Annotated in this window: 28 protein-coding genes and 2 pseudogenes; 16 read left to right on the plus strand and 14 right to left on the minus strand. The window is 45.6% G+C overall.

The window, feature by feature from the left end; all coding sequences use genetic code 11:
* Positions 1–255 precede the first annotated feature (255 nt).
* Positions 256–525, plus strand: a complete 270-nt coding sequence (locus P8X24_RS08210) for a ribbon-helix-helix domain-containing protein (protein WP_372915230.1) — start codon at positions 256–258, stop codon at positions 523–525.
* The gene (locus P8X24_RS08215; protein ID WP_372915232.1) at positions 509–877 is read left to right on the plus strand and encodes a type II toxin-antitoxin system PemK/MazF family toxin; all 369 of its coding nucleotides are present in this window, start codon (positions 509–511) and stop codon (positions 875–877) included. The genes P8X24_RS08210 and P8X24_RS08215 overlap by 17 nt, the downstream gene beginning before the upstream one ends.
* Positions 878–889: 12 nt before the next feature.
* On the opposite strand, the pseudogene P8X24_RS08220 reads toward P8X24_RS08215, so the two are convergent.
* Positions 890–1,933, minus strand: a pseudogene (locus P8X24_RS08220) (AAA family ATPase).
* An 81-nt stretch (positions 1,934–2,014) separates the two neighbouring features.
* Between P8X24_RS08220 and P8X24_RS08225 the strand changes: the two are divergent.
* The 5 genes from P8X24_RS08225 (at position 2,015) to P8X24_RS08245 (ending at position 4,443) form a co-directional block, all read left to right on the plus strand.
* The gene (locus P8X24_RS08225) at positions 2,015–2,707 is read left to right on the plus strand and encodes a hypothetical protein (protein WP_372915234.1); all 693 of its coding nucleotides are present in this window, start codon (positions 2,015–2,017) and stop codon (positions 2,705–2,707) included.
* 69 nt (positions 2,708–2,776) lie between these two features.
* Positions 2,777–2,938 carry a hypothetical protein gene (locus tag P8X24_RS08230; RefSeq protein WP_372823327.1) on the plus strand — a complete coding sequence of 54 codons (162 nt, stop codon included), beginning with the start codon at positions 2,777–2,779 and terminating at the stop codon, positions 2,936–2,938.
* Positions 2,935–3,975 carry a transposase gene (locus tag P8X24_RS08235; protein WP_372915236.1) on the plus strand — a complete coding sequence of 347 codons (1,041 nt, stop codon included), beginning with the start codon at positions 2,935–2,937 and terminating at the stop codon, positions 3,973–3,975. The genes P8X24_RS08230 and P8X24_RS08235 overlap by 4 nt, the downstream gene beginning before the upstream one ends.
* Before the next feature lie 75 nt (positions 3,976–4,050).
* On the plus strand, positions 4,051–4,230 hold the full coding sequence (locus tag P8X24_RS08240; RefSeq protein ID WP_372915238.1) for a hypothetical protein: 180 nt from the start codon (positions 4,051–4,053) through the stop codon (positions 4,228–4,230).
* Between the two features lie 36 nt (positions 4,231–4,266).
* Entirely contained in the window at positions 4,267–4,443 is a 177-nt protein-coding gene (locus tag P8X24_RS08245) for an antitoxin VapB family protein (RefSeq protein ID WP_372915240.1), read from the plus strand.
* Here the strand turns inward: P8X24_RS08245 and P8X24_RS08250 are convergent.
* The 5 genes from P8X24_RS08250 to P8X24_RS08270 form a co-directional block, all read right to left on the minus strand.
* Positions 4,440–4,607, minus strand: coding sequence for a hypothetical protein (locus tag P8X24_RS08250; RefSeq protein WP_372915242.1), 168 nt, complete (start codon positions 4,605–4,607; stop codon positions 4,440–4,442). The two genes, P8X24_RS08245 and P8X24_RS08250, sit on opposite strands and share 4 nt — an antisense overlap.
* A gap of 158 nt (positions 4,608–4,765) precedes the next feature.
* Entirely contained in the window at positions 4,766–6,601 is a 1,836-nt protein-coding gene (locus tag P8X24_RS08255) for a DEAD/DEAH box helicase (protein WP_372915244.1), read from the minus strand.
* A gap of 96 nt (positions 6,602–6,697) precedes the next feature.
* Positions 6,698–9,901, minus strand: coding sequence for an isoleucine--tRNA ligase (gene ileS, locus P8X24_RS08260; protein ID WP_372915246.1), 3,204 nt, complete (start codon positions 9,899–9,901; stop codon positions 6,698–6,700).
* Between the two features lie 115 nt (positions 9,902–10,016).
* On the minus strand, positions 10,017–10,592 hold the full coding sequence (gene taw3 / locus P8X24_RS08265; protein WP_372915248.1) for a tRNA(Phe) 7-((3-amino-3-carboxypropyl)-4-demethylwyosine(37)-N(4))-methyltransferase Taw3: 576 nt from the start codon (positions 10,590–10,592) through the stop codon (positions 10,017–10,019).
* Between the two features lie 4 nt (positions 10,593–10,596).
* Complete coding sequence (locus P8X24_RS08270; RefSeq protein ID WP_372915249.1) at positions 10,597–11,349, minus strand: ZIP family metal transporter; 753 nt, start codon at positions 11,347–11,349, stop codon at positions 10,597–10,599.
* A 61-nt stretch (positions 11,350–11,410) separates the two neighbouring features.
* On the opposite strand from P8X24_RS08270, the gene P8X24_RS08275 reads away from it, so the two are divergent.
* The 3 genes from P8X24_RS08275 (at position 11,411) to P8X24_RS08285 (ending at position 13,236) form a co-directional block, all read left to right on the plus strand.
* Positions 11,411–12,298 (plus strand): acetamidase/formamidase family protein, encoded by an 888-nt coding sequence (locus P8X24_RS08275; RefSeq protein WP_372915251.1) that lies wholly within the window; start codon positions 11,411–11,413, stop codon positions 12,296–12,298.
* Positions 12,299–12,418: 120 nt separating this feature from the next.
* A complete protein-coding gene (locus P8X24_RS08280) occupies positions 12,419–13,006 on the plus strand; it encodes a NifB/NifX family molybdenum-iron cluster-binding protein (RefSeq protein WP_372915357.1) in 588 nt (195 codons plus the stop codon).
* A 5-nt stretch (positions 13,007–13,011) separates the two neighbouring features.
* Complete coding sequence (locus P8X24_RS08285; protein WP_372915253.1) at positions 13,012–13,236, plus strand: hypothetical protein; 225 nt, start codon at positions 13,012–13,014, stop codon at positions 13,234–13,236.
* A 564-nt stretch (positions 13,237–13,800) separates the two neighbouring features.
* Here P8X24_RS08285 and P8X24_RS08290 read toward each other — a convergent pair.
* From P8X24_RS08290 to P8X24_RS08300, 3 genes are all read right to left on the minus strand, one after another.
* Complete coding sequence (locus tag P8X24_RS08290) at positions 13,801–15,141, minus strand: SufB/SufD family protein (RefSeq protein ID WP_372915255.1); 1,341 nt, start codon at positions 15,139–15,141, stop codon at positions 13,801–13,803.
* A complete protein-coding gene (gene sufC, locus P8X24_RS08295; RefSeq protein WP_372915257.1) occupies positions 15,134–15,877 on the minus strand; it encodes a Fe-S cluster assembly ATPase SufC in 744 nt (247 codons plus the stop codon). Before sufC ends, P8X24_RS08290 begins: the two co-directional genes overlap by 8 nt.
* Before the next feature lie 246 nt (positions 15,878–16,123).
* Positions 16,124–16,855 (minus strand): peroxiredoxin, encoded by a 732-nt coding sequence (locus tag P8X24_RS08300; RefSeq protein ID WP_372915258.1) that lies wholly within the window; start codon positions 16,853–16,855, stop codon positions 16,124–16,126.
* A 122-nt stretch (positions 16,856–16,977) separates the two neighbouring features.
* Here P8X24_RS08300 and P8X24_RS08305 point away from each other — a divergent pair, with 122 nt between their 5' ends.
* Entirely contained in the window at positions 16,978–18,363 is a 1,386-nt protein-coding gene (locus P8X24_RS08305) for an N-6 DNA methylase (protein WP_372915260.1), read from the plus strand.
* 333 nt (positions 18,364–18,696) lie between these two features.
* Here P8X24_RS08305 and P8X24_RS08310 read toward each other — a convergent pair whose 3' ends face one another.
* Positions 18,697–19,371, minus strand: coding sequence for a R.Pab1 family restriction endonuclease (locus P8X24_RS08310; RefSeq protein WP_372915262.1), 675 nt, complete (start codon positions 19,369–19,371; stop codon positions 18,697–18,699).
* A 163-nt stretch (positions 19,372–19,534) separates the two neighbouring features.
* On the opposite strand from P8X24_RS08310, the gene P8X24_RS08315 reads away from it, so the two are divergent.
* From P8X24_RS08315 to P8X24_RS08330, 4 genes are read left to right on the plus strand one after another with little or no spacing between them, the layout of a single operon-like run.
* Entirely contained in the window at positions 19,535–19,807 is a 273-nt protein-coding gene (locus P8X24_RS08315; RefSeq protein WP_372915264.1) for a hypothetical protein, read from the plus strand.
* Positions 19,804–20,481: an MBL fold metallo-hydrolase gene (locus P8X24_RS08320; RefSeq protein ID WP_372915266.1), complete on the plus strand. Its 678-nt coding sequence runs from the start codon at positions 19,804–19,806 to the stop codon at positions 20,479–20,481. Before P8X24_RS08315 ends, P8X24_RS08320 begins: the two co-directional genes overlap by 4 nt.
* Entirely contained in the window at positions 20,478–20,726 is a 249-nt protein-coding gene (locus P8X24_RS08325) for a DUF504 domain-containing protein (RefSeq protein ID WP_372915268.1), read from the plus strand. The genes P8X24_RS08320 and P8X24_RS08325 overlap by 4 nt, the downstream gene beginning before the upstream one ends.
* Complete coding sequence (locus tag P8X24_RS08330) at positions 20,689–21,216, plus strand: thermonuclease family protein (protein ID WP_372915270.1); 528 nt, start codon at positions 20,689–20,691, stop codon at positions 21,214–21,216. Before P8X24_RS08325 ends, P8X24_RS08330 begins: the two co-directional genes overlap by 38 nt.
* 99 nt (positions 21,217–21,315) lie before the next feature.
* Here the strand turns inward: P8X24_RS08330 and P8X24_RS08335 are convergent, their stop codons facing one another.
* The 4 genes from P8X24_RS08335 to P8X24_RS08350 form a co-directional block, all read right to left on the minus strand.
* On the minus strand, positions 21,316–21,600 hold the full coding sequence (locus P8X24_RS08335) for a hypothetical protein (protein WP_372915272.1): 285 nt from the start codon (positions 21,598–21,600) through the stop codon (positions 21,316–21,318).
* The gene (locus tag P8X24_RS08340; protein ID WP_372915273.1) at positions 21,597–21,905 is read right to left on the minus strand and encodes a hypothetical protein; all 309 of its coding nucleotides are present in this window, start codon (positions 21,903–21,905) and stop codon (positions 21,597–21,599) included. The genes P8X24_RS08335 and P8X24_RS08340 overlap by 4 nt, the downstream gene beginning before the upstream one ends.
* Positions 21,906–21,946: 41 nt before the next feature.
* A complete protein-coding gene (locus P8X24_RS08345) occupies positions 21,947–22,408 on the minus strand; it encodes a hypothetical protein (protein ID WP_372915275.1) in 462 nt (153 codons plus the stop codon).
* Between the two features lie 276 nt (positions 22,409–22,684).
* Positions 22,685–23,116 carry an EVE domain-containing protein gene (locus P8X24_RS08350; protein ID WP_372915277.1) on the minus strand — a complete coding sequence of 144 codons (432 nt, stop codon included), beginning with the start codon at positions 23,114–23,116 and terminating at the stop codon, positions 22,685–22,687.
* A 132-nt stretch (positions 23,117–23,248) separates the two neighbouring features.
* Between P8X24_RS08350 and P8X24_RS08355 the strand changes: the two are divergent.
* Positions 23,249–23,905: pseudogene (locus P8X24_RS08355) on the plus strand (IS6 family transposase).
* Positions 23,906–24,107: the final 202 nt, after the last annotated feature.

Genomic DNA, 24,107 nt, shown 5'->3' on the forward strand with positions numbered 1-24,107 from the left:
CCCAATTATTGTGATTGCCTTTCTAACGGGTAATCTAGTGGGGGCTTGGAGTTTCCTCTTAACGCCTTTAATTTGGATCTCAAGAAAGTCCTTAGCGATCTGCCCAATGGTATCCTCGCGACTCATGTTAAGTATGTAGGTAAAAATTCTCAAAAAAGTTTCCCTCTATGAAGGGAAAGTTTGGTGGATCTAGTTTGACACTGTGAGAAACTCTTATAAACTATGTCCGACAAATGGGGATAATAGGTGGATAAAATGGCGACAACAGTTAAGGTTTCAGCGAGGATACCAAAGGGTCTTGTGGAGAAAATGGACAAGCTGGTAGAAGAGGGTCTTTACTCGAGCCGAAGTGAAATAATAAAAGAAGCTCTTAGGGACTTTCTGCTTCGAAGGAGAGTTGTAGAAGATTTTGAGCTTATAGAATACCTCAAAAGCGTTGAAAAAATCCTCAAAGAAGATTGGGAGAGCGAAGCAGACGAGTACTGGGACGAGATTGGGGGAGTAGCATATGAACCAAAGGAATGAGCTCCTTCAGTGGGAGATAGTCCTCCTTGATTTCCCCTTCGTTGATCTTATTGGCAAAAAACTTCGTCCTGCCCTCATTGCTTCAAATAATAATCTCAACAAAATTTCAAACGCCGTTATAGCTCTTCAAATCACGTCTAATATTAGAAGTGGTTTCACTGAGTACAACATTAAAATCACCGATAACGATGTTATACGTTATCCTGGGACGAAACCCTTAAGACCAAGCCTGATAAAGCCGTACGTTATTTTTACGATTGAAAAGTCTTTGATAAGAAAACGAATTGGTATCCTCAAGAGAGAAAAGGTTATAGAAGTCAAAGAAAGCCTCAGGCGAATCTTTGATCTTTAGCTTCTTTTGACTTCATGATCTCCTAAGGACAATGCCAACAACAGGATCAGTCAACTTGTACTCTCCGTTCTCTTCCCCAACCCACCCCATCTTTTTCAGGTTCTTGAGTAGCTCATAAAGTCTCGGCTCGGGAGTTTTCATGCCTTTTAAGGTTAGATAATCCCTTATAAGGCTCCACCTATTGTACCCGAGTGCTATTGCCCTCAAAATTTGAACGTACCTTCTGCTCCTCCTCTCCAGCTCTCTTAACTCCCCCACGAGGAGGCCCCTAGCAACATCGAATGTCGCCTTTATTGCCCTATCAAAGTCTTTAGTTTCCATGTACTTGACTCCAAATAGAACGAGCCACCCAGGAATACCATCAAGAGTTGATACTGCCTTTTCTACCTCCTCCGAAATTTTAGCGCCTGCTTCTTCGAACCCAGCTTTTAGGAAGGCTTTCGAGGTTTCTTTATCGAATGGCCCAATGTGGATTTCCCCCCAACCCTTCCGTAGAGGGGGCTCTCATAGTCATCTATACCGAGAAAATCATGGAGTAGACCAACCTCTGAGCCCGTGAGGATTATCCTCAGGTTTGGCAGACTGTCGTAGGCATGAGCAAACAATGCTAAAAGCTCCCTCCTGCCTCGTGAGCCGTAGAAGCGCAGGTATTGGGCCTCATCGAATGCTATTATAAACCTACCTGTTTCCTCGCCAAGCCTGTCCAGCTCCCTGAAAACTTCTCTCAGTGATGCTTCCTTTGGTTCTACCTCAAGGAATCTCATGTTTAGTTTTATCCTGAACTTGGCAAAGAGTCTTTGGAGTAGTCCTTGGATATTCCTTTATGAGGTCTTCCCTCGTTATGTGCCCGCTCTCCGCATAGAGCTCTCTGCAGTCTATCAGAATCCCAGGATTTTCATTGAGATATGCCCTGAGTATGGAGCTCTTGCCTACTCGCCTCATTCCGAGGATGAGGGTTAAAGGATACCTCTCGACACTCTTCTCAAGCTCTTCAAACTCTTTTTCCCTGTCAAATATTTCATCTCTTCTTTCCTTTGGCCTGAGATCGAACGGCACTTATGCCACCGTAAGTAACTTACGGAGGCATAAGTTATAAGGGTTCGAAAAGGCTATTTACCTTGTGAAAGATCGGCTGCCATGCGGATCTTCATCAGAAACTACTTTCTCCCCTGGCTCTTAATCATTGTCTTTTGGCTTGCCCTCTGGCTTCTCAGTTCTCAACTCAGGGAAAGCCTTAATGTCGTGAACGTTTTCGTTGCTTTCCTTCTCCTCGTTCCATTCCTCCTCGTGGCGCTTCACTTCGTTGGAAAGGCCCTCGAGCGCTACGGCTACTCGCGGGAGGATATAAAGCGCCTTCCGGAGATAATCAAGAAAACTCACGGGAGACTCTACATCTCAAAGGAAGTCTTTGATATTGTTGGCAAAGCGCTGATATTCTGGGGATTAATGGCTACAGCCGTTGTTATGACGAGGGATCCATTAAAGGGGCTTCTCAACGGGGCCGCAATATTTGCCAGGATCTTCGCCCTCTTCATTATCCTCGTCTCAATGGTCATCTGGGTTATGGCCTTTCCTCATGGCCTGTATAAGCTTCTTACCGGGAATAAACTCAATAGGGACTTTTTAGTTGAGCTAATGAGGCAGAACATCTTTTATACGGGGTCTTCTCCACGTGAGTTTTTGTGGGCTCACGTGGGGGTTCATTCCCCGAGGTTCTGCGGGTGCCCGGACTTAGACCGCCCCACCCACTGTTCTCTTAAGCCAGTACACTATGGCGGAACGGGTCGCCCGAACACCCGCAGGGTTCAGCCAGCCCTCCACCTCGCCTAGCTCACCGACTTCACCGGACTGACCTCACAACCAAAAACTATTTAAGTAAACAAGTATTTAAGTATTTTGGTGAATACAGTGGGAGTTATTACAGTGAAGATTCCGGATGAGTTAGAAGTTAAGTTCCGGAAGAAAATCCTCGAAGTTTATGGGCCGAGGAAGGGGGCCCTCGGAATGGCCATAACGGAGGCTATTGAGCTATGGCTCGAAAAACACGAAGAGCAGAAGTGAACTACGTCACCATCAAGACAAAACTCGAACCAGAAAAGCGAGAGGATTATTTGAAACTCGCCCTCTTGGCGGAAAAGTTCAGAAGAGCAGTTGAGCTGGCGATAAGACTCCAGCTTAAAGGCGTTAAGAAGAGTGTGGGTGTAAAAGAAGTCTCTCGGTTAGTTCTTAATAACTGGTGGTATTCTGATAGTGCATGGGATTATGCGAAAATGTTGTTGAGAGGAGCAGAACAGAACGGTGGAAATCCAAGGCACATTCACCTGAAGTCAAAATTCCTCATCAGTAAACCTAAGGAGAATGAGAAGGGGAATAGGAACGTGAGGATTGAGTGGCCGAACGTTAGAATTCGCTCCAACGGAGAGTGGTTGGAGTTTAGAATGAAGACTGCCGAGAAGTTTCTCCCAGTTATTCTTGATGTCCAGAAGTTCAAATACGGTGCTCAGGTTGTCCTGAAGAACGGGAAGATTTACCTGCACGTCCAAGTGCTCTTTGGAATTTATCTGAAACATCTCGGAAAGATCACTAGGGGTAGGCTGTACGCCGATTTCGACTTGAACTCTGATAGGGTGAATATGGTTATTCTTGACGAGACTGGTATTATCAGGGATGTTAGGGTTGAGCACTTCCCGGAGGTCAATTCCTCCGGGTTCTCAAGAAGGAAGGCGAGGGATTTAAGGCTGAAGGCTCTTGCCCAGTTACTGGACTATGCCTACCACCACGGGGTAGGGACTGTATTCTTCGAGGACTTGGGTAAGATAAAAAGAAGAAATGGTAAGGCGGCTGGTTCGAGGAAGGGGAATAGGAAGGCCTCAAATTTCGCCAAGAAGGAGCTCCTTGAACACGGGATTGTTATGGCGTCGAAGAGAGGTTTCAAGGTTTACCTAGTTAATCCTGCCGATTCTTCGAAGTCGGGACGAGAGCTGGCCCGGGGGCTGGGGCTGGACGTCCATACTGCATCAGCGTTCGTTATTGGTTGGTGGGGCGTTAATTCCCTGAAGACTCACGAAAACTCACAAAAAGAGGAACAGTTTGGATAGGCGATTCTTATCGCGGTCAGAATCATCGGACTTCACTCTGGCTATCTTGCTGGCGATGATCCCATAGGGGAGCTCATGGCCCTTGGCAGAAGTAGCAATATTGTAAACTCACTTCTTGAACTTTCTGGCCTGAACTTCCTCTTTGGTCTCGTGGGCCTCTACGGGCCGAGGAAAAGCAGAAAGCTGACAGCGTTGGCTTTAACTCTAATCGTGATTAGTCAGGTGTGGATTGTGCGGGTAATAATTTTTGGATGAGCAAGGGTTAAGTAGGAAAAGAGTGATATTCAAAACATGATGAACAAGGAGCGTGCTTCGGGACAGGAGAAAAAAGGCAATTTTGATGTTCTAATGATTGCATTTGGGAGCATGAGCGATGAAGAAGCTGAGAGATTCAGGAAAACATTGAAAGAAGTTGAGGAATGGATGAATGAGTGGACTCCCCGAAGCTTGCGGAGGAGTGACTCTTAATTCTTCACATATGTCTCAAAGTACTTCTCCATAGCTCTGTAACAGATATCCTTAACATTAAGTTTGATTAGCTCAAGCTTCTTTTCTTTCAGCTTACTATCATCTCTAAAGTTGTAGTAGTTGAATTGGGGCTCCAATCTTAGGTATACCTCTCCATCGAACACAGAAAAGTGAGTGTTTGCTATGATTGCTTTACTGCTTGGATTGTAGCTGATTGAGACGTATATGTCACCAAAGATCCTCTCCTTTTTGCTTACTCTCTGCCTTAGTTCTTTAAGTATGTCGTTAATGTTCTCAATCGGGAATATGTTGGTAAACAGTCTCAGAAATCCTTTTCTATCGAACCTAAAGAAAACGTTTTCGCAAAAGTTTTCTGGTTTTCCTTGCAGTATTTGCGGAGCCGTTCAAGCTCCATGAACACCATATCGGAAAGCCCTTCAGGGTCGTAAAAATAAAACAGCCTATCATCCTTTATTAGCTTATCAAAATCCCCAACGACTTTTCCTTTGTTTAATATTTTCTCGACTTCTTTCATAGCTCTCTTAATGTCATCGCTCCACGCTCTTAGGAAAAATATGGTGGTAACCATGAACGTCCATTTCTCGAATTCCTCATCAGAGAGCTCCCCGAATCTCTGCTTAATTGTCTCTTTGAACTTCTCATTCGACTTAAGTGCACTTAAGTAGTACTCTACTGGGTCTTTTGGCTTGTCTCCCTGCGTGAGCAACATATATGATGCCCATTTTGAGTTCAACATCTTAGTAGTTTCCTTGATATAGTCGAGGAGCTTCTGAGTTGTCAGCTTCTCTTCCAAGTTGAGAAGTATATAGCTCACATCAACACCTTCCCTGTAAAGGTTCCATACGGCTTCGCTTAAGTCCCGATATTCTTCGGTCTTGGGAGTCATTGTGATTACGAAAACCTTTGTGTTCATTGGGCTCGAAACTCTAATCAGTCTTCCGAGCCTCTGGTAAAACCTTAGTGGGCTCTTAGGAACGTCAGTCATCACAAGAACCCCTGCCTCGGGAATATCAACACCTTCTTCTCCTACGAGCGTCGAGATTATTATGTAAACATCACCCTTTTTGGCCCTAGAGATTAATTCCTTTCTCTGTTCTTTCGAAAGGTCGCTTGTTAGGACTTCAACCTTATTAGATGGCACGTCAAGCTCCCTAATTATGGCGTCTTTGAACTCATATGCGGTGGCCTTTCGAGAGGTAAAGACAATAATTGGCCTTAATTTAGGGGTTTCTTTGGGATTATATACTGTCAAGATATCAAGCAGTGCACGGGCTTTGTGGGAAAGTTGCTCACTTCTGCAGAAGTCGCTAATTTCATCTGCATATTTGGATTTTGGAATTTTTCCTTTCTCTATTGCTCTGAAAAAGCTCTCACAGAATGCCTTTTTCCCATACCTTGAAAATGTTCTCTCGAGAAAATATATTATCCTTACTTCTCCCGGTAACCTTCCGAAGTACAGTAAGTCATACACTCCTCTTTCCCTTTCGTCTAGTTCTGAGTCAAAAATATCAACGAGTGCCTTTGGAGGATTGAATTGAGAGTCAATACTGATAAGCTTTTGAAAATCGTAGTGAAGCAGTTTTAACTCTCCAACAACTTTCCCAATCTTGCTAACGCTTGCCCTGTAAGCCTTCTTACTCGGTAACAACGCTGTGAATCCAACGACGACTTTTGGTCTTAGCTCTGCGATAAGCTCATTGTAGTACTTCCCAGTGATCGCATGGTGAACCTCATCGATTATTACGGCATCAAACTCTCCCTGAAGGGTTGAAACACACTTTAGAGCTGTTTGAGGGGTTGAAATAACTACTTTATAATTCTTTAAAAAACTCCAGCAGTTTCCTTCATATTCTTTGCCAGTTTCAACTAATTGTTTCCACCTTGAGTGCATCTGGTCACAGAGAAAGCGAGTTGGTTCCAAGACAAGTATCCTTCTGTATCCTTTGCTGAGCAGATATTCTGCTGTCAGCATTTCAAGAACTGTTTTTCCACTTCCAGTTGGCATTGACACTGTGATAAATCTCTCTCCATGCTCCAATTGATCTATAAGCTCTCTAGCAACCGCTTCTTGGTACTTGTGAAGGGTAAATCCAAATGCGTTTTCGAGCTTTCTATTAAACTCGGAGATAAGATCCATGGCTATCACTCACCACATGACATGACCACTAGAGAAACTCTATGCTTTCTGGTGTTATAATGATAAAATTAAAATTAGATGAGAAAGTAAAGGGTCTCAGCTCTCCACCTTCTCAATCCCTATCTTCGCGTTAACCTCTGGCCACTCCACCACGTATCCCTTCGCCTCTCCAAAGATTACCTCAGTAGCCCTCGTCTCCCTCTTTATGTAGTCGAGCTGCTCCTCGAGTAGCTCCCTGTTCTCCTCGGTTGTTTCTATCGTCACGAGTATCCTGTCGTTCACGTCGAGGTCAAGCCTCTTCCTCATCTCCTGTATCCTCCTCACGAATTCCCTTGCGAGACCTTCTGACAGCAGTTCCCTGGTTAGGGTCTTGTCCACGTAGACCCTTCCGCCCTCGAACTCCTCCATCACGAAAAACTCTGGAATCTCCTCTTCAACTATTATGTGATCCCTCGTTAAGTGGAATGCCTTCCCTTCAATCTCAACGTCAACTTCGCCCTTCTCGTAGAGCTCGAGGCCGTGCTCGCTTATCCACTTCGCTATAACCTTTGCATCCCCCTTGAATTCTGGGCCAAGCTTTGCGAAGTTGGGCTTGACGATTATCTCCCTCTTGACGGTATCTAGCACTACCTCCTTGGCGTTGAGCTGATCCCTCAGTATTCTGTTCAGCCTTTCAACTGCCCTCTTTACCGTCTCATCCTGGGTTTCGACTATTATTCTCCTCACTGGATACCTAAGCTTGATCCTGGCCTTCTGCCTTGCAGCTGAGCCCGCCTCGACTATTCTCCTCACGTACTCCATCTCATTCTCGAGCTCCTTATCTATGGCCCTCTCATCTGGCTTGGGCCAGTCGAGCATGTGGACGCTCTCCACTCCAGTGAAAGGCCTTATTAGGTTCTGGTAGATCTCCTCGGCTATGTACGGTGTGAACGGGGCCATCAACCTCAGGAGAACATCAAAGACCTTCCAGAGCGTGTAGTAAGCAGCCAACTTGTCCGGGTCATCCCCCTCGACCCACATCCTCTTCCTGATCAGCCTAACGTACCATCTGCTCAGGTCCTCAACTATGAACTCGTAAAGGGCCCTAGTTGCCTTCGTGAGGTAGAAGCTCTCTATTCCGTTCTCGACCTTTTCTATTAGGTTGTTAACCCTTGAGAGTATCCACCTGTCCTCGTCCCTGAAGGGTAACTTCTCTGGATTCACTTTAGTTGGATCGAACTTGTCTAGGCTCATGTACGTTGACGCCAAGACGTAGACGTTCCAGAGTATGTTGAGCATCCTCCTTACCTGCTCAACTCCCTTCCAGCTGAACTTGAGGTTCTCCCATGGGTTGGTGGCCCAGAGCATGTAGAACCTAAACGTGTCCCTTCCGGCCTTCTCAACGACTTCCTCAGGCCTTATTATGTTTCCAAGGCTCTTGCTCATCTTGTCTCCTTTCTCGTCCAAAACGTAGCCGTGCATTGCGACCCTTAAGTAAGGAACTGTGTCGAAGGCTATAACTGAAGCTGCCTGCTGTGAGTAGAACCACTTGGTTACCTGATCCTCTCCTTCAACTATAAAATCAGCTGGCCAGAGCTTCTCGAACAATTCCTTGTTCCTGGGGTAGCCCAGGGAAGCCCAGCTCGCTATTCCGCTGTCGAACCACACATCAACTACATCTTTAACCCTTCTCATCTCCTTGCCGTGGACCTTTATTATGAATGCATCGACATAGGGCCTGTGGAGGTCTTCCGGCCCGAGCTTCTCCTCGATAACCTTGAGCTTCTCCTCGAAGCTCTCTGGGAGGTCAATCCTCTCGCCGTTGACCTCTATCGCTACTGCCAGCTCAACTAACTCCTTCCAAGAGCCGACAACGTAAATTTCCCCGTCCTCGGCTTGCCATATTGGGAGCGGGATGCCCCAGTACCTCTGCCTGCTTATTACCCAGTCCCCGCTGTCCCTAACTCCGTTGTCGAACCTTATCTTAACCCAGTCCGGATACCAAGTAACTTTTTCATCGTTCTCCTTGATTATCTTGTCCTTGACCTTGCTGACCTTGAGGAACCACTGGTCTGTGGCCCTAAATATCAGGGGTGTCTTACAGCGCCAGCAGTGCGGGTACTTGTGCTCTATTTCTCCAGCCTTGAGGAGGTAGCCTTTCTCCTTGAGGTGCTCTATTATCTGAGGGTCAGCTTCCTTGACATAGATCCCCTTCCACTTGCCCTCCGTGTACTTTCCTTGGTCGTCAAGCGGGCTGTAGACTGGCAGACCGTACTTCTGTCCAACTTCAAAGTCTTCCTCACCGTGTCCTGGGGCGGTGTGCACTAAGCCCGTACCTTCCTCGAGCGTCACAAAGTCGGCCAAGATTACCCTGTGGGCCCACTCATATTTTTCCCTGAATTCCTTCTGCCTCGGATACTCATCCATTAGGATGTGAACGTACCTCAATCCCTCCAGGTCTTTACCCTTGAACTCCTCAACGATCTCTCCCTTGACCCCTATCTCTCCCAAAACCTTGCCAACTAGGGCCTTGGCGAGTATCCAGTACTCTTCTCTCCCTTCCCACTCGACCTTGACCTTAACGTAGTCATATTCTGGGTGAGCGGAAACCGCAAGGTTTGCGGGCAAGGTCCATGGGGTCGTCGTCCAAATTAGGAGGTACTCGTTTTCCTTACCCTCAACCGGGAACTTGACGTATATGCTCGGATCCTTCCTAAGCTTGTACTCTCCCCTAACTTCATGCTCGGCCAAAGCTGTCTCACACCTCGGACACCAGTGAAGAACCCTCTTGTCCTTCTCGAGAAGGCCTTTCTCCCAGGCCTTTTTGAGCGTGAACCATGCTGATTCAATGTACTCGTTCTTTATCGTCATGTACGGATTATCCCAGTCCATCCAAACGCCAAGCATCTTGAACTGCTCGGTCATTATCCTGAGGTTGTTGAGTGCAAACTCCTTACACTTCTGTATGAAGTTCTCAACTCCAATTTTCTCCTCTATGTCCTTCTTCGTTTTAAGCCCGAGGGCCTGCTCAACTTTAACCTCTATTGGGAGACCGTGCATGTCATAGCCTGGCTGTCTCCAGACGTTGTAGCCCTGCATTGTTCTAAATCTTATTATCATGTCCTTGATTATCTTGTTCCAAGCGGTTCCAAGGTGGATTGCTCCGCTAACGTACGGTGGACCGTCAAGGAAGTAGTACTTTGGCCCATTCTCCCTGAGCTTCTTCACCTTGTTATATATCTCATTCTCCTTCCAGAACTTCTCGATCTTTTCCTCAAGCTGAGCTGGATTGTATTCTCTAACCTCTGGCTCCTTTATCATTTTAGAACCCTCCTAGGGGTTATAGTAAGAACTAGGCAAGAAAAGGTGAGGGATTTTATTTCAGCAGATAAATAAATCCCCCCTCATTAGCATCGGCCAAAGTTGGGTGGAGAGCTTATAAGTTTTTCTCAAGCTTCCTCAACTTATCCTTAAACCTCTTAAGCTGGGCATTCGCTACCTCTACCAGCTTTCTTATATAGTCCTCGCTGACGAGCAACTCTCCCCCTTCCCCCAGGAAGGCATCAAGCCTCTCCGTCGATCTAATCTCAACTATTAACTTCCTGTCGCTTATGCTCTTTATGTTGGAGTACTTGAAGCCGCACGATACCGCTAAGTTGACAAGTTTAACTGCATCTTCAAGCGTTCTAGCCCCGACGTGAAGGATGGGGCTTCTAACCAAAAGCCAGAGCTGTCCCTCCCTGTGCTTCTTTATAGCTTCCATAACCTCCTCAAACTCAACTTCCCTGTGCCACTTCCCGAGCCACTTGGCGTTCACCTTGTCCCCGAAGTGCGGCATCTCCATGACCGAAATTCTCCCGGAGCACGAGCTCGTCGTGAAGTAGTTCTCCATGGAGTTAATTTTCTTGAGTAGGGGGATTATGTCTTCGTCAACCTCTCCCCTCCTCAGGGCTATTTCCAGGCTCATTAGCGCCTCCTTCTTGGCCCTCTCAAAGTTCTCGGTAAACTTCATGCTCTCACCCCAGGGTTGAATCGAGGAAAAGCATTATGTAGAACCCGGTGAGGAAGCCGAGTGTCACTATGGTCTCACTTGTTTCTCCCTTATAAATTTCCGGTATGAGCTCCTTAACGGTGACGTAGAGCATTGCTCCTCCCGCAATTCCCATTCCATAACCCAAGAAACCTGAGAAGGACGAGAAGAAGGCGTAGCCCAGGATGACCATTACCATCTCAGCAACTCCGCTGACGACTCCGAGGAGAATGGGCTTAAGTCTTTTCCCTTGAACTGCCGCTAGAGGTAAAGATACCGCCGTTCCTTCTGGAAAGTCCTGAATTCCTATAGCTAGAGCAGTTATTAATCCCTCTTTTGAGCTGAAGGCTATTGAGGTTCCCACCGCCAATCCCTCGGGAATGTTATGGATAATCATCGCTAAGGCCAAGAGCCAGGCCTTCCTGAGCTTCTCCTTTAAGCTTGGAGGGCCTTCATAACCTTTCGTGAGATGTTCATGAGGTAGATACATGTCTAGGAGATATATCAGTCCGACTCCTAAGATTATCCCGATAGAAACTTCTAAGAAGCTACTCTCTTCTATTCCTGGGAGAATTAAGCTAGTAAAGCTTGCAACAAGCATTATTCCAGCCGCAAACGATAAGCTGAAGTCTATACCCCAAGCTGGAATCCTTTTAACGAATACTGCGAGGAGGGCTCCCAGGGAAGTTGCAAGGGCAACAAAGAGACCTCCAGCAAACGCTAAGTTTAATCCTTCCATGCTAAGTTTAACCCCAAAGAGAATTATAAGCATTGTTGAATTATTAATCTTGGTGAGATCTATGATAGTTGTCCCGAAAGAAAAACATGTATACTCTTTTGGTCCCAACATGAAAGAAGTTGCAAGGGCAAAACCCGGAGATATTGTAATATTTGAAACCTTAGACGCCTTAGGAGGACAAATCAAAACTGAAAATGATACGATCGAAAAAATAGACTTCTCAAGGGTGAATCCAGCAACAGGTCCAGTGTACGTGGAGGGTGCGAAGAGGGGGATGGCTCTGAAGGTTAAGGTTCTGGATATAGAAGTTGCAGATAGGGGAGTGATAGTGACAGCTCCAGGGGCTGGAGTTCTCGGGGATAAAGTCAGGGAACCAAAGACAAAGGTTTGTGAAATCAGAGATGGATTTGTGCACTTTAATGGCCTGAGAATTCCCATTAAACCAATGATAGGAGTCATTGGAGTTGCTTCTGAAGAGGAAATTCCAACAGGGACACCAGGGAAACATGGAGGCAACATGGACACTAACCTCATAACCATAGGATCAACGGTGTACTTTCCCGTGTTTAAAGATGGAGCTTACCTTGCCTTAGGGGATCTCCATGCAGTCATGGCCGACGGAGAGGTTTGTGTCTCTGCCTGTGAAGTTAGTGGAAGGGTTACTGTGAAAGTTGACGTCGTTGATTGGAAGATAGAGTGGCCGATCGTTGAAACGAGTGAAGCTTACTATATCCTTGTTTCCCATGAGAACCTCGAAGAGGCGATTAGGGAAGCAGTTAACCAGGGAGTCAAATTTATTATGGAAAGGACGGGGTTATCGTGGGATGAGGCTTATATGCTTGCCAGCCTGGTGATGGATGTCCAAATAAGCCAGCTTGTCGACCCCAAGAAGACAATTAGGGTTAAAATACCAAAGATATTCCTCGGAGGAACTTTTAGGGTAGAGTAAAACTTTTTCTTTTTCCTATTTCCTCATGCTGAAAAATTCCTAAGCTCTTTACCATAAAATTAGGCCAACCGAAAACTTTATATTTGTGAGCATATGCACAAAATATTGGTGGTGACAATGGTGAAGGTTGCTGTTCCAACAAATGGAGGAGGTTTGGAAGACACAGTTGCTCCAGTATTTGCGAGAGCCCCAGCTTTCCTAATCGCTGACGTTGATGAAAAAGGTAACATTACAAACACTAAGGTAATTCAGAACCCAGCTGCTACAGCCGCTGGTGGCGCAGGCCCACTAGCTGTGCAAACGCTCATAAATGAGGGAGTCGAGGCGATAGTAGCACCGCAAGTTGGGCCAAACGCAATGGGAGCTATTCAGGCTGCAGGAATAAGACTCTACACAGTGGCCCCAGGAACGAAGGTTGAAGATGCCGTTAAGGTAGTTACCCAGGGAGCTCCAGCCCAGCCCAGGGTATTTGCTCCCGCACCCGCAATTACCCCAGCTCCCGTTGCCCCAGCAACCCCAGTTCAGCCAGTAGCTCCGGCCTACTACTGGTGGGGCCCAGGTTGGGGTCGTGGCTGGGGTAGAGGAAGAGGATGGGGAAGAGGTTGGGGCAGAGGCGGTAGAGGCTGGGGAGCAAGACTGGGTTACTGCCCGTGGACAGGGATGCCAAGCAGAAGAACCCTAAGGTGGCTGTACGGCTGGTGGTGGTGAGGTAGTTGCCAAGAGGCATGGGTAGAGGTTATGGAAGGGGCTTTTTCCCTTATTCCCCATTTGGTGGGCCGTACTGGCTAATCGATGTGATCCTATTAATTGCAATGTTGTACATACTCTTCAAGCTCTTCCTCGTTGCGGCTCCATATGCAATAGCCCTAGTTGTGATTATGCTCATTAGGAGTTTCTTAAGACCAAGGCCCTTTTTCAGCCCGCGCTTTTGGTTCTAATCTTTCCCTCCCACTATAAACCTCATCTTTTGTGATATTTCTCTTCCAGCTCAACTCAAAGAATTCTTTAACGAGCTCATGAGTTCTCCCGTACTGTCATCTCTCAGGTAACCAAGAACCTTGTCAAGAGGTTTAAGGAAGGTAACCTGCCCTGCACCTGAAGGCCGGGCTTCTCCCTTTCCACTTCTACCTCTAGCGTTCTTCCCCAGGCTAAGACTGCTTTTTCTTCAGGGGATTGAAGTTACCTGTCTAGGGGGATCTTGAGAATCTCTACCTTTCTAAGCCTAAAGAATTTTCAGAAAAACAAAGCTCCAACCTTAAGGTTTGAAATCCCTCATCCATAATATCAGATTCATCACCTTCTTTGTTGGTTGGAAGCCTCGCCGTTTACGGCGGGGAAGAGGTCAGTTAGCTCATGAAACTCCTAGTTTTCATTTTAACGATCATCCCAAATTCAGAAAACTAAGGCGTTACCTTAATCTCCAACTTTCTCTTTTATTCTGAGCCCCTTCATGCCCTCTCCCTGGGCTTATCTAAGTTTAATGAAAGGTGGGAAACGAGGAATCACATCCCCCCGCTGACCGCTAGCTCGATTATCTTCCGTATCTCAACTAAGAACTCAACTGGAATATCCTTGAGCATTGGTTCGAGGAAGCCCTTAACGATTAGCTGAGTCGCTTTTTCTTCGCTAAGCCCCCTTGACATAAGGTAGAAGAGCTCCTCCTCTCTTATCTTTCCTATTGCAGCTTCGTGGCTTAGCTCGGCATCATCCACTAAACTAACCAGTCCTGGATATGTCTCCATCCTAGCCTTATCGCTCATAAGCAGGGCATCACAGCTTATATGCCCCTTGGTCTTCGGAGCTTCAGCCCTTATCACCCCTCTAGTTATGACGGTAGACTCGTCCATTATGACTGCCTTACTGGCGTTTATGCCACTTGCCCCTTCGCCTTGTAAATGCATTTCTCCCCCTAAATCAATGTACCAGTCTTTCTGGCCCAATATTATTCCGTTAAGCTCTACATAGCCGTTCCCACTAACCCAGTACTTTGGATTTGCTATGTTGCTCTTTCCGGCCCCCAAGCTAACCGTCGTATTCAGGAACTGAGCGTTTCTCCCTATCCTAGCCCTAGTCATGGGCCTCGTGTGAACGTACTCTGGCCAGTTCTGTAAAACGGTCAGCCTAACCTTGGCGTTCTCATGGAGATAAGCCTCGGTCATGTCCAAGTGGAGGGAGTGCCTAACAAGTATAGGGGCAGTGCATCCCTCTATTAGGTGAACCTCACTATTTCTCTCAGCTACTATGATGATGTGAGGGGCCTGGGCTAGGGAACTCTCCTGGATGAGGAAGAATAAGTGTAGAGGGAAAGGAACCTTGAGGTTCTCCTTTAGGTAGAGGAATATTCCGCCATTCCACACTGCGGTGTGATAAGCGGTAAGCTTGCTCTCTCCAGCATTAAACAGCTTAAGGAAGTGCTCCTTTACGACGTCTGGATATCTCCTCACGGCTTCCTCTGTTGGAAGAATTATCAAGCCCTTTTTAGCCCACTCCTGAAGGAACTGGTTGTAGATTACTCCCGTATCAGTCTGAACCGCCAAACCCGCTATGTACTTCTGCTCCACCTCACTAATTCCAAGTCTATCGAGTAGAGATTTCATCTCTGGGGGCAAGTCATCTAAGCTTTCAATTTTCTCGGGCAAGCCCTCAATTTCAGGCTTGGCTATGAAGTGGAGAAGTGTTTGTTCATCGATAATTGGATCGTTGAGGGGAGCATGAATGAACTCTTCAAGGGCCCTATATCTTATCCTCGTCATCCATTCAGGCTCCCTATTCCTCCTCGCGAGATCCTCAATCTGGTTCTCGATTATGGATTTAGCATCGGATAAAGTGAGTGTTTCACTCACCGTTCTCACCTCCAAAGACTGCCTTAAATCCCTCTCTCTCGATCAAGTCAACGAGCTCGGCTCCTCCGCTCTTCACTATCCTACCATTCCTTATGACGTGAACCTTCAGGTTCTCCCGATCGATGTGCTTGAGTATCCTCCCGTAGTGGGTAATCAGGATTACTGAAACTCCTTTCTTGTGCAACTCCTCAATCTTTCTGCTTATGACGCTTAGGGAATCAACATCAACCCCACTGTCGGGCTCATCCAGAAGGAGGAGCTTTGGCTCAAGAAGCAAAGCCTGAAGTAGCTCAAGCCTTTTTCTTTCACCGCCCGAAAAGCCAACATTAACGAACCTCTTAAGGTCTTCTCCCTTGAACCAGAGATCTTCGGCCTTCTCCTTTATGAGATCGTAGGCTTCTCCTATGTCAATCCCTTTAATCTCGGCAAGAACCTGAGCGAGAAAGTCGATTATCCTGACACCCTCAACCTCAGGTGGGGTCTGAAATGCGAGTAAAATTCCCCTCTTGGCCCTCTCATCGGGAGAATATTCCGTGATATCCTCGCCCTCAAAGATTATCTTTCCCCGGGTTACCCTGTACTTTGGATGACCGGCAATTGTGAGGGCAAGTGTTGATTTTCCAGAACCATTTGGCCCCATTATAACGTGAAACTCGCCCCTACCAACTTCAAGACTCACACCTTTCAGTATTTCCCTACCCTCAACGGCCACATGGAGATCATCAACTTTGAGCATTAAACCACCTCCATGTGTAACTGAGGGGATCATTTTTTAAGCATTTTGGGGCATTTTTGGGTACTAATCTTCAAGTCCAATGATGCTCCTTAGAATACCAGAATCTTTCACTAAAGCTGAGCGCATTCTCACAACTATATAATCTCGTCTTATAAAGCACCACGGAGCTCAAGTTAGCTACAATAACAAGATTCTTAAGAATCGTGCGGATTAAATTTCCAAAGAAGGTAATAAAAAGAAGGGAAATCACTCAAGCTTCTTGTAGCAGAACCACCAGTCGTAGCACTCGATCTCTCCCCTGGCCTTGGCTTCTTCCCTCTGCTTCTTCTCGTCTACGGTTGAGGCTGGTGGAATAATGACCTTGTCCCCGATGAGCTCATTGTTCGGCCACTTGTGCGGAAGAGCAACTCCCTTCTCCGTGCTTATCTTAAGGGCCTTGACGAGCCTGAGGATCTCGTCCCAGTCCCTTCCGACCTCGGCCGGATAATAGACGATGGCCCTTATAATTCCCTTGTCATCAACCACGAAGACCGCCCTAGCGGTTGTTGTGGCACCGCTTGGGATCATGCCCAACTTGTCAGCGAGCTCTCCCCTGTCGTCGGCTATAACAGGGAAGTCAATCTCAACGCCGAGGTTATCCTTTATCCACTCCATCCACTTGATGTGAGCGAAAACCTGATCAACGCTAAGCCCTATGGGCTCAACGCCAAGCTTTCTGAACTCTTCAACCCTCTTCTGCATTGCATAGAACTCTGTCGTACAAACAGGGGTAAAGTCTGCGGGGTGGCTGAAGAGGACGAACCATTTTCCTTGCTTTGCGAAGTGGTCAGGCAACTTAATTACCCCATGGGTGGTCTTTACCTCAACTTCTGGGAACTTTTCTCCTATCACTACCATTTCGATCTCCTCCTTATTTTTGTTCTCAATACGAACTAATGCAGTTCGAATATATAAACTTTTCGAATTGATTTGGATCATCACATCCCCATACCTTTGAAATGGGAGTAAGGTTAGATTTTTAATTTGGGAGTTAAACTCTATAAGAGAGCTGACTTCAAAAATAAAACCAATCCTCAGAAAATTTCAGGAGTGGAAAGTGCATGACATCTCAGAAAGAAAAGCATTTCAAGAGGAAAGAAAAAAAGTTAGGACAATTTTTTACGCCTCCGAAGGTTGCCAAATTCATAATTGAATTTGCGTGCAACCATCTTGATAACAGAAAAACAAATCTTGCATGCGACCCTGCATGTGGAGAAGGCGTATTTTTGAAGTACTTAAAGGAAAAGGGTTTTGAAGTTTATGGATTCGATATTGACCCATCAGTTAAAGATAGGGCCCCAAAGGACATAAAAGATAGGATATTCATAAAGAATGGTCTCTCAGAGCTCCCCCACGAAGGGAAGTACGACATAGTAGTAGGCAATCCTCCTTTTTCAGCTAAGTATGGGCGAATAACGGATAAAGATATCTTATCAAATTTTGAACTTGGAAAAGGAAAGAAGAGTCAAGCTATCGAGATATTATTCCTCGAGAAATTCTTTAGGTGTGCTAGAGACGGAGGAATCATTGGAGTAATACTGCCGTTTGGAGTATTCTCAAATACTGGCTTGAAATATGTTAGGGACTTTATATTGGAGAATTCACGGGTTCTGGCAATTGTTTCTCTTCCACGTAATATTTTTGAAGGAACTTCAGCAAGAACCGCAATTTTGTTCGCGAAAAAAGGTGGACCTCACAATGGAGAAGTTCTCATGGCTAAGGTTAATTCAATTCACAGTTTAACGTTGGCAAAGATCAACGCAATAGGGAAAAGGGTAAAGATCGTCGACTCAATATTGTACCCAGAGTTTTACCTACAAAGTCATCTCGAGTTAGCGAACAGCGTTCCATTAGGGGAACTAGTTGAGATAAGAAGTGGAAGAACAGAGTACGGAGAAAAGAGAAAATTCTCAAAGAGTGGCATTCCATTTATATCCGCAAAGGTTGTAACACCCTTGGGTATTGATTTTAAGAGAGACATGAAATTCGTTCAACCAAACTCGGAAATGTACAAGAAGAGCGCGCACGCTCGGGTTGGTGAGGTAGTTTTCGTTAGAGTTGGTGTAGGGACAATTGGCAGAACAGCGGTCATTGCGTCAAAAGAGGAAGAAGGAGTTGTGGATGATTGGAGCTACATTTTAACAGTCAAATCAGATAAAATAAATCCATTTTATTTGGCATTTTACTTGCAAACTCCAACGATTAGAGAGCAGATATTAAAGTACGCACGCGGGGTTGGGACAATAACGATTCCACAGCGAGAATTGAAGAGAATTCCCGTTTTAATTCCTCCAAAAGATTTTCTCGAAAAGTGTGAAAAGGCGTACAGAGAAATTATCCGACTAAGGAAAGAGGGCAAGATTCACAGAGCAAAAAAGGTACTGGAGGAAATTAAAAAGGAGATAGAAGAGATGATTAGGAACAATATTCCAAAAATTTCACAATAACCTCCCTATCGGATCTAGATAAAACCGAGAAGATTTTTCATGAGAGATTAGCATCAGCCACCTAAACTTTGCAGTACTAAGCTCTATCGTTATCCCTTAGATGTCTTATGGGTTTCCCAATAATGCTAGAGTCTCCGACAAAACTTAAGGGCATAGACCATCGGTTGTAATTCCGAAGAGCCCTACAAAATTTTTATAACCACCAATCGACAACTTAACACTAGCCCAGCATTATTATCAAACCCTGATCCCTACCATAGGATTCCTCCTTTCCCTTGGAGGCCCAAGTTGCTCTAAATTAACGCTAACACACAACAAAATCCCATTTCTAGGTCAGCCTTTAACACTCCTTAGTAGAAACCCGATAACATCCTTCTTATGAGATTCGGAAGCTATGATAAACGCTTTCAGGGTCTCCTTTATTAGTTCTGGAGGAACTTCGTACTCAACTATCTCATTCTTCCTCGCGCTCCTTCCCGCCAAACTCGGTCGGATATTTGTTAGTGGAATACACACATAGACCATTGACTGGTAGCCAACTGCTCGTTGTTTGTGCTTTAAGACTATCTCGATGAATTCCCCAGTCGGTAACTCCTTCTTTGCGACGGGATAAACTTCCTCATAGAGTTCAAAACCATGAAGGCAACGCTTAGTGCTCTTCCGCCAAATCCCCTTGTCTTCAAGGTACGAACTGACACCGTCAACAAATTCTAGAAGTTCTTTTATATCCCTCTCAGAGAGAATACCAGCCCTGTACGCTAACTTCACAATTTTTGACAACTCATAATCATATAAGCCATCTTTTGAATATGATATCTGCCACTCAATGTAATATGCCCTCAACTCATCTTCCCTCTCTGGAAAATGTGTTTTTCTTGGAGGCACTGGAATTCCTATGCCGTTCTCAATTTTCTTAACTCGAACTTTCGAAGTAGGTCTGGTTATTGGTAGCTTGACAACTATTTTACCATTTGCAAGGGAAATTTCAACTTCCGAATTATTGCTCAAAATTTGTCACCTCCAAAAAGGACATAGCCGAAGGTTAAATAATATTTATGAACCACTTAGGACTACTCAAGATGGGCGATGAAGAGTTTAACCCCTCCTGACGGCTTCGCTCCCCCGGATGAGGAGGCGGTCCCCCCTGGAGCCCTCTTCTGGAGGTGAGAAAGTGGAAGAGCTGATAAAAGAAGTCCGGGAGAAGTTCGGAATTGAAGTTAGGAACATGGAAGATGCGTGGAGGCTGGTCGAGTGGCTTGAGGAGAGGGGATGGGTGGTTTACATAATCACTGCCAAAGATAGGAAGCAGGTAGATGCTTGGCACTCGAGCTATGGAACGCTCTTCGCCCAGTTCGGCGAAATCCCTAACTTCCCAAGCATACTTGAAGGGATACTAAAGGTAGCCCTATTGGCGAAGAAGCTTGAGGAGGAAGGCGTTGTATGATACCCATCGAGATAGAGCCGAACATCCTGATGCTAAAGGGGGTTCACCTCGACTCAAACGTCTACTTCCTCAAGAGCGGTAGAGAGGTCCTAATAGTTGACACTGGAACAGGGGTCTACTGGAACAAGTACATCGACGTAGCGAAGGGAGAGGGTTACCTCGACGTTGAGAGGGTGTACATCTTCAACACCCACGAGCACTTCGATCATGTAGGTGGCAACGAAGCCTTCAAGAGGTACTTTAACGAGAAAGGAATTGATGTTGTATTTGTTGCTCACGAGCTCACAGCTAAGACCTTAGAGGAAGGAGATGATTACGTAATCCTGTCCTTCTATTACGGGAGGAGGTTTAGGCCTCAGAAGGTTCAAATAAAGCTGAAGGATAGTGATTACCTCAAGGTGGGTGGTATTGAGCTTAGGTTAATACACACCCCAGGTCACACCCAAGGAAGCTCGTGCCTGTACTACGAGGAGGAGGAGATAATGTTTACCGGAGATACCGTCTTTCTAGGAGCTTACGGGAGAACTGACCTACCCACAGGCAACTTTGAGGAGCTAGTTAAATCCTTGGAGGAACTGCGCGAGTTCAGGGTCAGGCTGGGTCTTCCTGGGCACGGAAAGATAATAAAGGACTGGAGGAGAAACCTTGAGAGGATCCTGGGGGAGCTCGTATGAGGAAGGGAACCGTTAAGGAGGTCTTAGCCAAGATAAAGTACGATCCCAGGGAAAACGAGGAAGATTACTATATCGTGATAGAGCACAGGGGAGCTTACGGTAACGTGAGGAGAATTCCCGTTAAGCTGATCGAGCTCGGCCATGGCTACTTCTTCGTTGGAGAGACCCAGATACCCTACCACAGGATACTGAAGGTGGTAAGGAAGGATGGCAGGGTCGTATGGGAAACTAGGAAGAATAGGTAGCTTAATTCTGGTGTTCTTAATCCTCGGATGCTTGTCTCCTCAGCCCCAGGTTTTACACGGGAAAGTCGTTAGGGTAGTTGATGGTGATACACTCTACGTGAAGCTCGACAGCGGGGAAGTTGTGAAGGTCAGGCTCGTTGGAATAGATGCCCCAGAACTTGAACCAGAGCTCATGAGGCCAGGCGAGTACAGGGGAGTTCACAATGTCACCTGCCTAGTTAACTATGCCAATATAGCGAAGGAGTTCCTAGCTAACGTTACCCTGGGCAGGGAGGTGACCTTGGAGTTTGACTCGAAGCAGGAGAGGAAAGATAAATACGGCAGGCTTCTCGCCTATGTATACCTCAACGGAACCGATGTGAACGAGCTGATACTCGAGAAGGGGTTGGCTAGGGTATTTTATGAGAAGAGGTTCGACAAGATGGGAGAGTACTTGAGAGTTGAGGAAGAAGCGAGGAAGAAAAAGCTAGGCCTGTGGAGCTGTAACTAATTGTAACTTACCTTTATCCCATCGATGATTTCTTCACCGTTCTCATTTATTATCCAATCATTTGGATCTATGGTTATCTCCACTAGTTTCTCTTTAAGATCAAATTTCACTCTTGCACTTCCATTTACCCATAATCTTCTTTGTGAAGCTCTTGGTTGGGGTTATTACTTGAACTTCCACGGGCATCGTAAAATTGCTCTCATCGATGATATCGAATTCTAAAGATCCTCTTAGGTTACTTATCCTATAGCGAGGCATTTCCTTCGAGTAAAACCACTCCCTGAAGAACCAGTCCAAATCCCGTCCACTAACCCTTTCAAAGATCCCCTGAATATCTGTTAAATTGCACTCCCTATTGTGGCATGCCCTTAGGAGTTCCCTCAACCCTTCGAAGAAAGTCTCATTCCCAAGAACAAACTGAAGGGATCTGAAAATGAAGCTCCTTGGTAATATATTTCAGCTTCAGCCTTGGGATTGAATACATTTCCCTCGTATATCCTGACCAAAGAGTAAGTGGAATTCGCCAAAGAGTTCTCAACGTAATCGATTAGGCCATATGAGCCCGTGCAAACTATAGCTAGGTAATTCGCCAAGCTCTTATCGACCCTTCCAAAGGATGCATAGTCGCCGAACCATACGTGAGCTATTTCGTGGGCAAGCAACAAGATTTCATTCCTTTCTGGGTGCACGAGTATTATTCCCCTCGGGAACTCAAAACCGGCCTTTTGGCTTAGGCTTTCAAGGTAGAATACCTTAATGGATAATCAAGGAATTGGGAGTAGTTCCTTATGATTGAGGTTATCGTGTCAGCTGTACCCTTATTAGCATTGTACACTTCGATGGAAACCCTCAAGTATTCCTTCTTTATACGGGAGAAGTTCCCCAGAATTATTACGGGATTCATGGAATTGTTTGAGAAGAAGTAGTCATCATTGTTGATCCAGAATCCTTCCCTTTTCTCGTCTATTATTGCACCTCTGGGCGTCTTTATCTCGGCCTCGTAACTCTTGAAGCTCCCAAGCTCCTTCAGTAGCCACATTGATGAAAGTACAATCTCATTCCTAGTGTACGAAGTCCTAAAGATGCTCCCTCCTTCCCTTAACTCAACGTAGCTCGTGAAAGGCTCAAAGGGGGTTAGTTTGCCTTCGTACCTAACCTCAACGATAGCCTTTCCCCTTATTTTGAGCGCCAATAGAAGGAGATTTGCTTGAGGCATAGATATTATGGAGGAGTTCTTCATTACGAACCGTTTCCTCCTGCACCTACTGTCGTTTTTGTTACTAGTATGAATTCTCCTACACCACTCCACTCTTGATCCTTCTTTCATCGAATCTCTTACCCTGAATAGAATTCTGAAGGTAGAAGTATGTTGAGACGAGTTTAAGGTCTGCAAACTTTTCCGTGATGAAAAAGAAGGGAGGTATATGGTTTAGCTGGGATCTCTTTTTACTGATGTTCTGGAAGGAATTCATCCCAACATGCTCTCTATCATCCTGTAGTCTTCCTCGGGAATTTCTCTCATGGCCTTGCCCATTAGGTGCCCGCTCCACCTCTTCTTGTTCTTTATGAACTTCAGCTTGGGAATTAGGGGCTTGAACTTTATCTCCCCAATCTTCAGGGGCTTTATCTTCACCCTTATTGGGTAAGTTTCTCCTGGGGTGTGGGCCTTGAAGATCCTGGTTGAATCAGTATAGGGCTCGCTTACGACCTCAAATATCCCGACTATCATTGGCTCTAGGATTTCTCCCTTCCTGTTTTCCTGCTTGACGTAGATGACGAGTTTATCTCCTGGCTTCACCCTCTTCATGGTATTTTCGTGCCTCCTAGGGACACCCCATATGTTCTTCTCCTTTATTATCTCCCAGTTATCCCTATTGGTTATGCAGAGCCAGTGGGCCATTAAAACCACCTAAAAGAATCAGGGAGTAGGGGATTAAATAAGTTATTGGTGTAGCGAAAGATACTGTCAGGATAGGCAGTAGGACGTTAGGCTTAAGTTGCTGATAACACTTCAGAAAAGAAAGGGGGAAGCATGAAGGCTGAAACCATTATTTACTTGCTGTTTTCAGCCTTAAAACCTTTTTGTTGGAATAAAATCCCCCAGAAAAGAAAATCAGGGCAGTAGAATTATACCTGCGAGGCCTCAGTTACAGGCAAATCGCAGAAATCCTGGAAATCAGCCACACAGCTAGAAGACAGTAAAAAAACTCGCAAAAACAATTTACCAGCAGTGAAAAACAGAGTTGCAGTTGACGAGACTGTAATAAAGATTAATGGGCAGAAAAAGTATCTCCGGGCTGCCATTGACGTTGAGAGCAGGGAAGTTTTGGCAGTCTGGATTACAACAACCAGAAACTATTGGATTGCCAGGGAGTTTATTCTGCTTGTTTTAAAATCCTGTGAGGGCCAGCCGATTTTTCTGGTTGATGGCGGGCCTTGGTACAAGTCTGCTTTTAAGTCTCTTGGGTCGGATTTTGTTCATATCGGATCAAGGAGCAGTGTTGAAGGCTGGTTCAGGACTGTTAAAGAGAGGGCACTTCTGTTCAGGAGTAAGGACTGGGGGAGAGTTCACAGGTTTGTTTTCCTGTTTGCCCTCTGGTATAATTTTGTTCGAACCCATTCTCGATTTGGTTCTCCTCCCAGTGACATTTCTGAATTGCTCCAGGAGGTGATGCCAAAATTATCCTGACAGTATCCTATGGACGCTAAACAAATTTGTTGAGAGTGAGCGTTGAATAACCGTTTAATTATTTAATCAAATAATTATTGCATTATTTGATTGAACAATTATTTAATTATTCAAATATTCAAGGTATGCACGTGTTTCTCGCTTTCTCCAGGCTGAAACCAATAATTATTTAATTGTTGCATTATTTAATTATTTCAAGGTA

It is taken from the genome of Pyrococcus kukulkanii, from assembly GCF_041647995.1.
In the GTDB taxonomy this organism is placed as follows: domain Archaea; phylum Methanobacteriota_B; class Thermococci; order Thermococcales; family Thermococcaceae; genus Pyrococcus.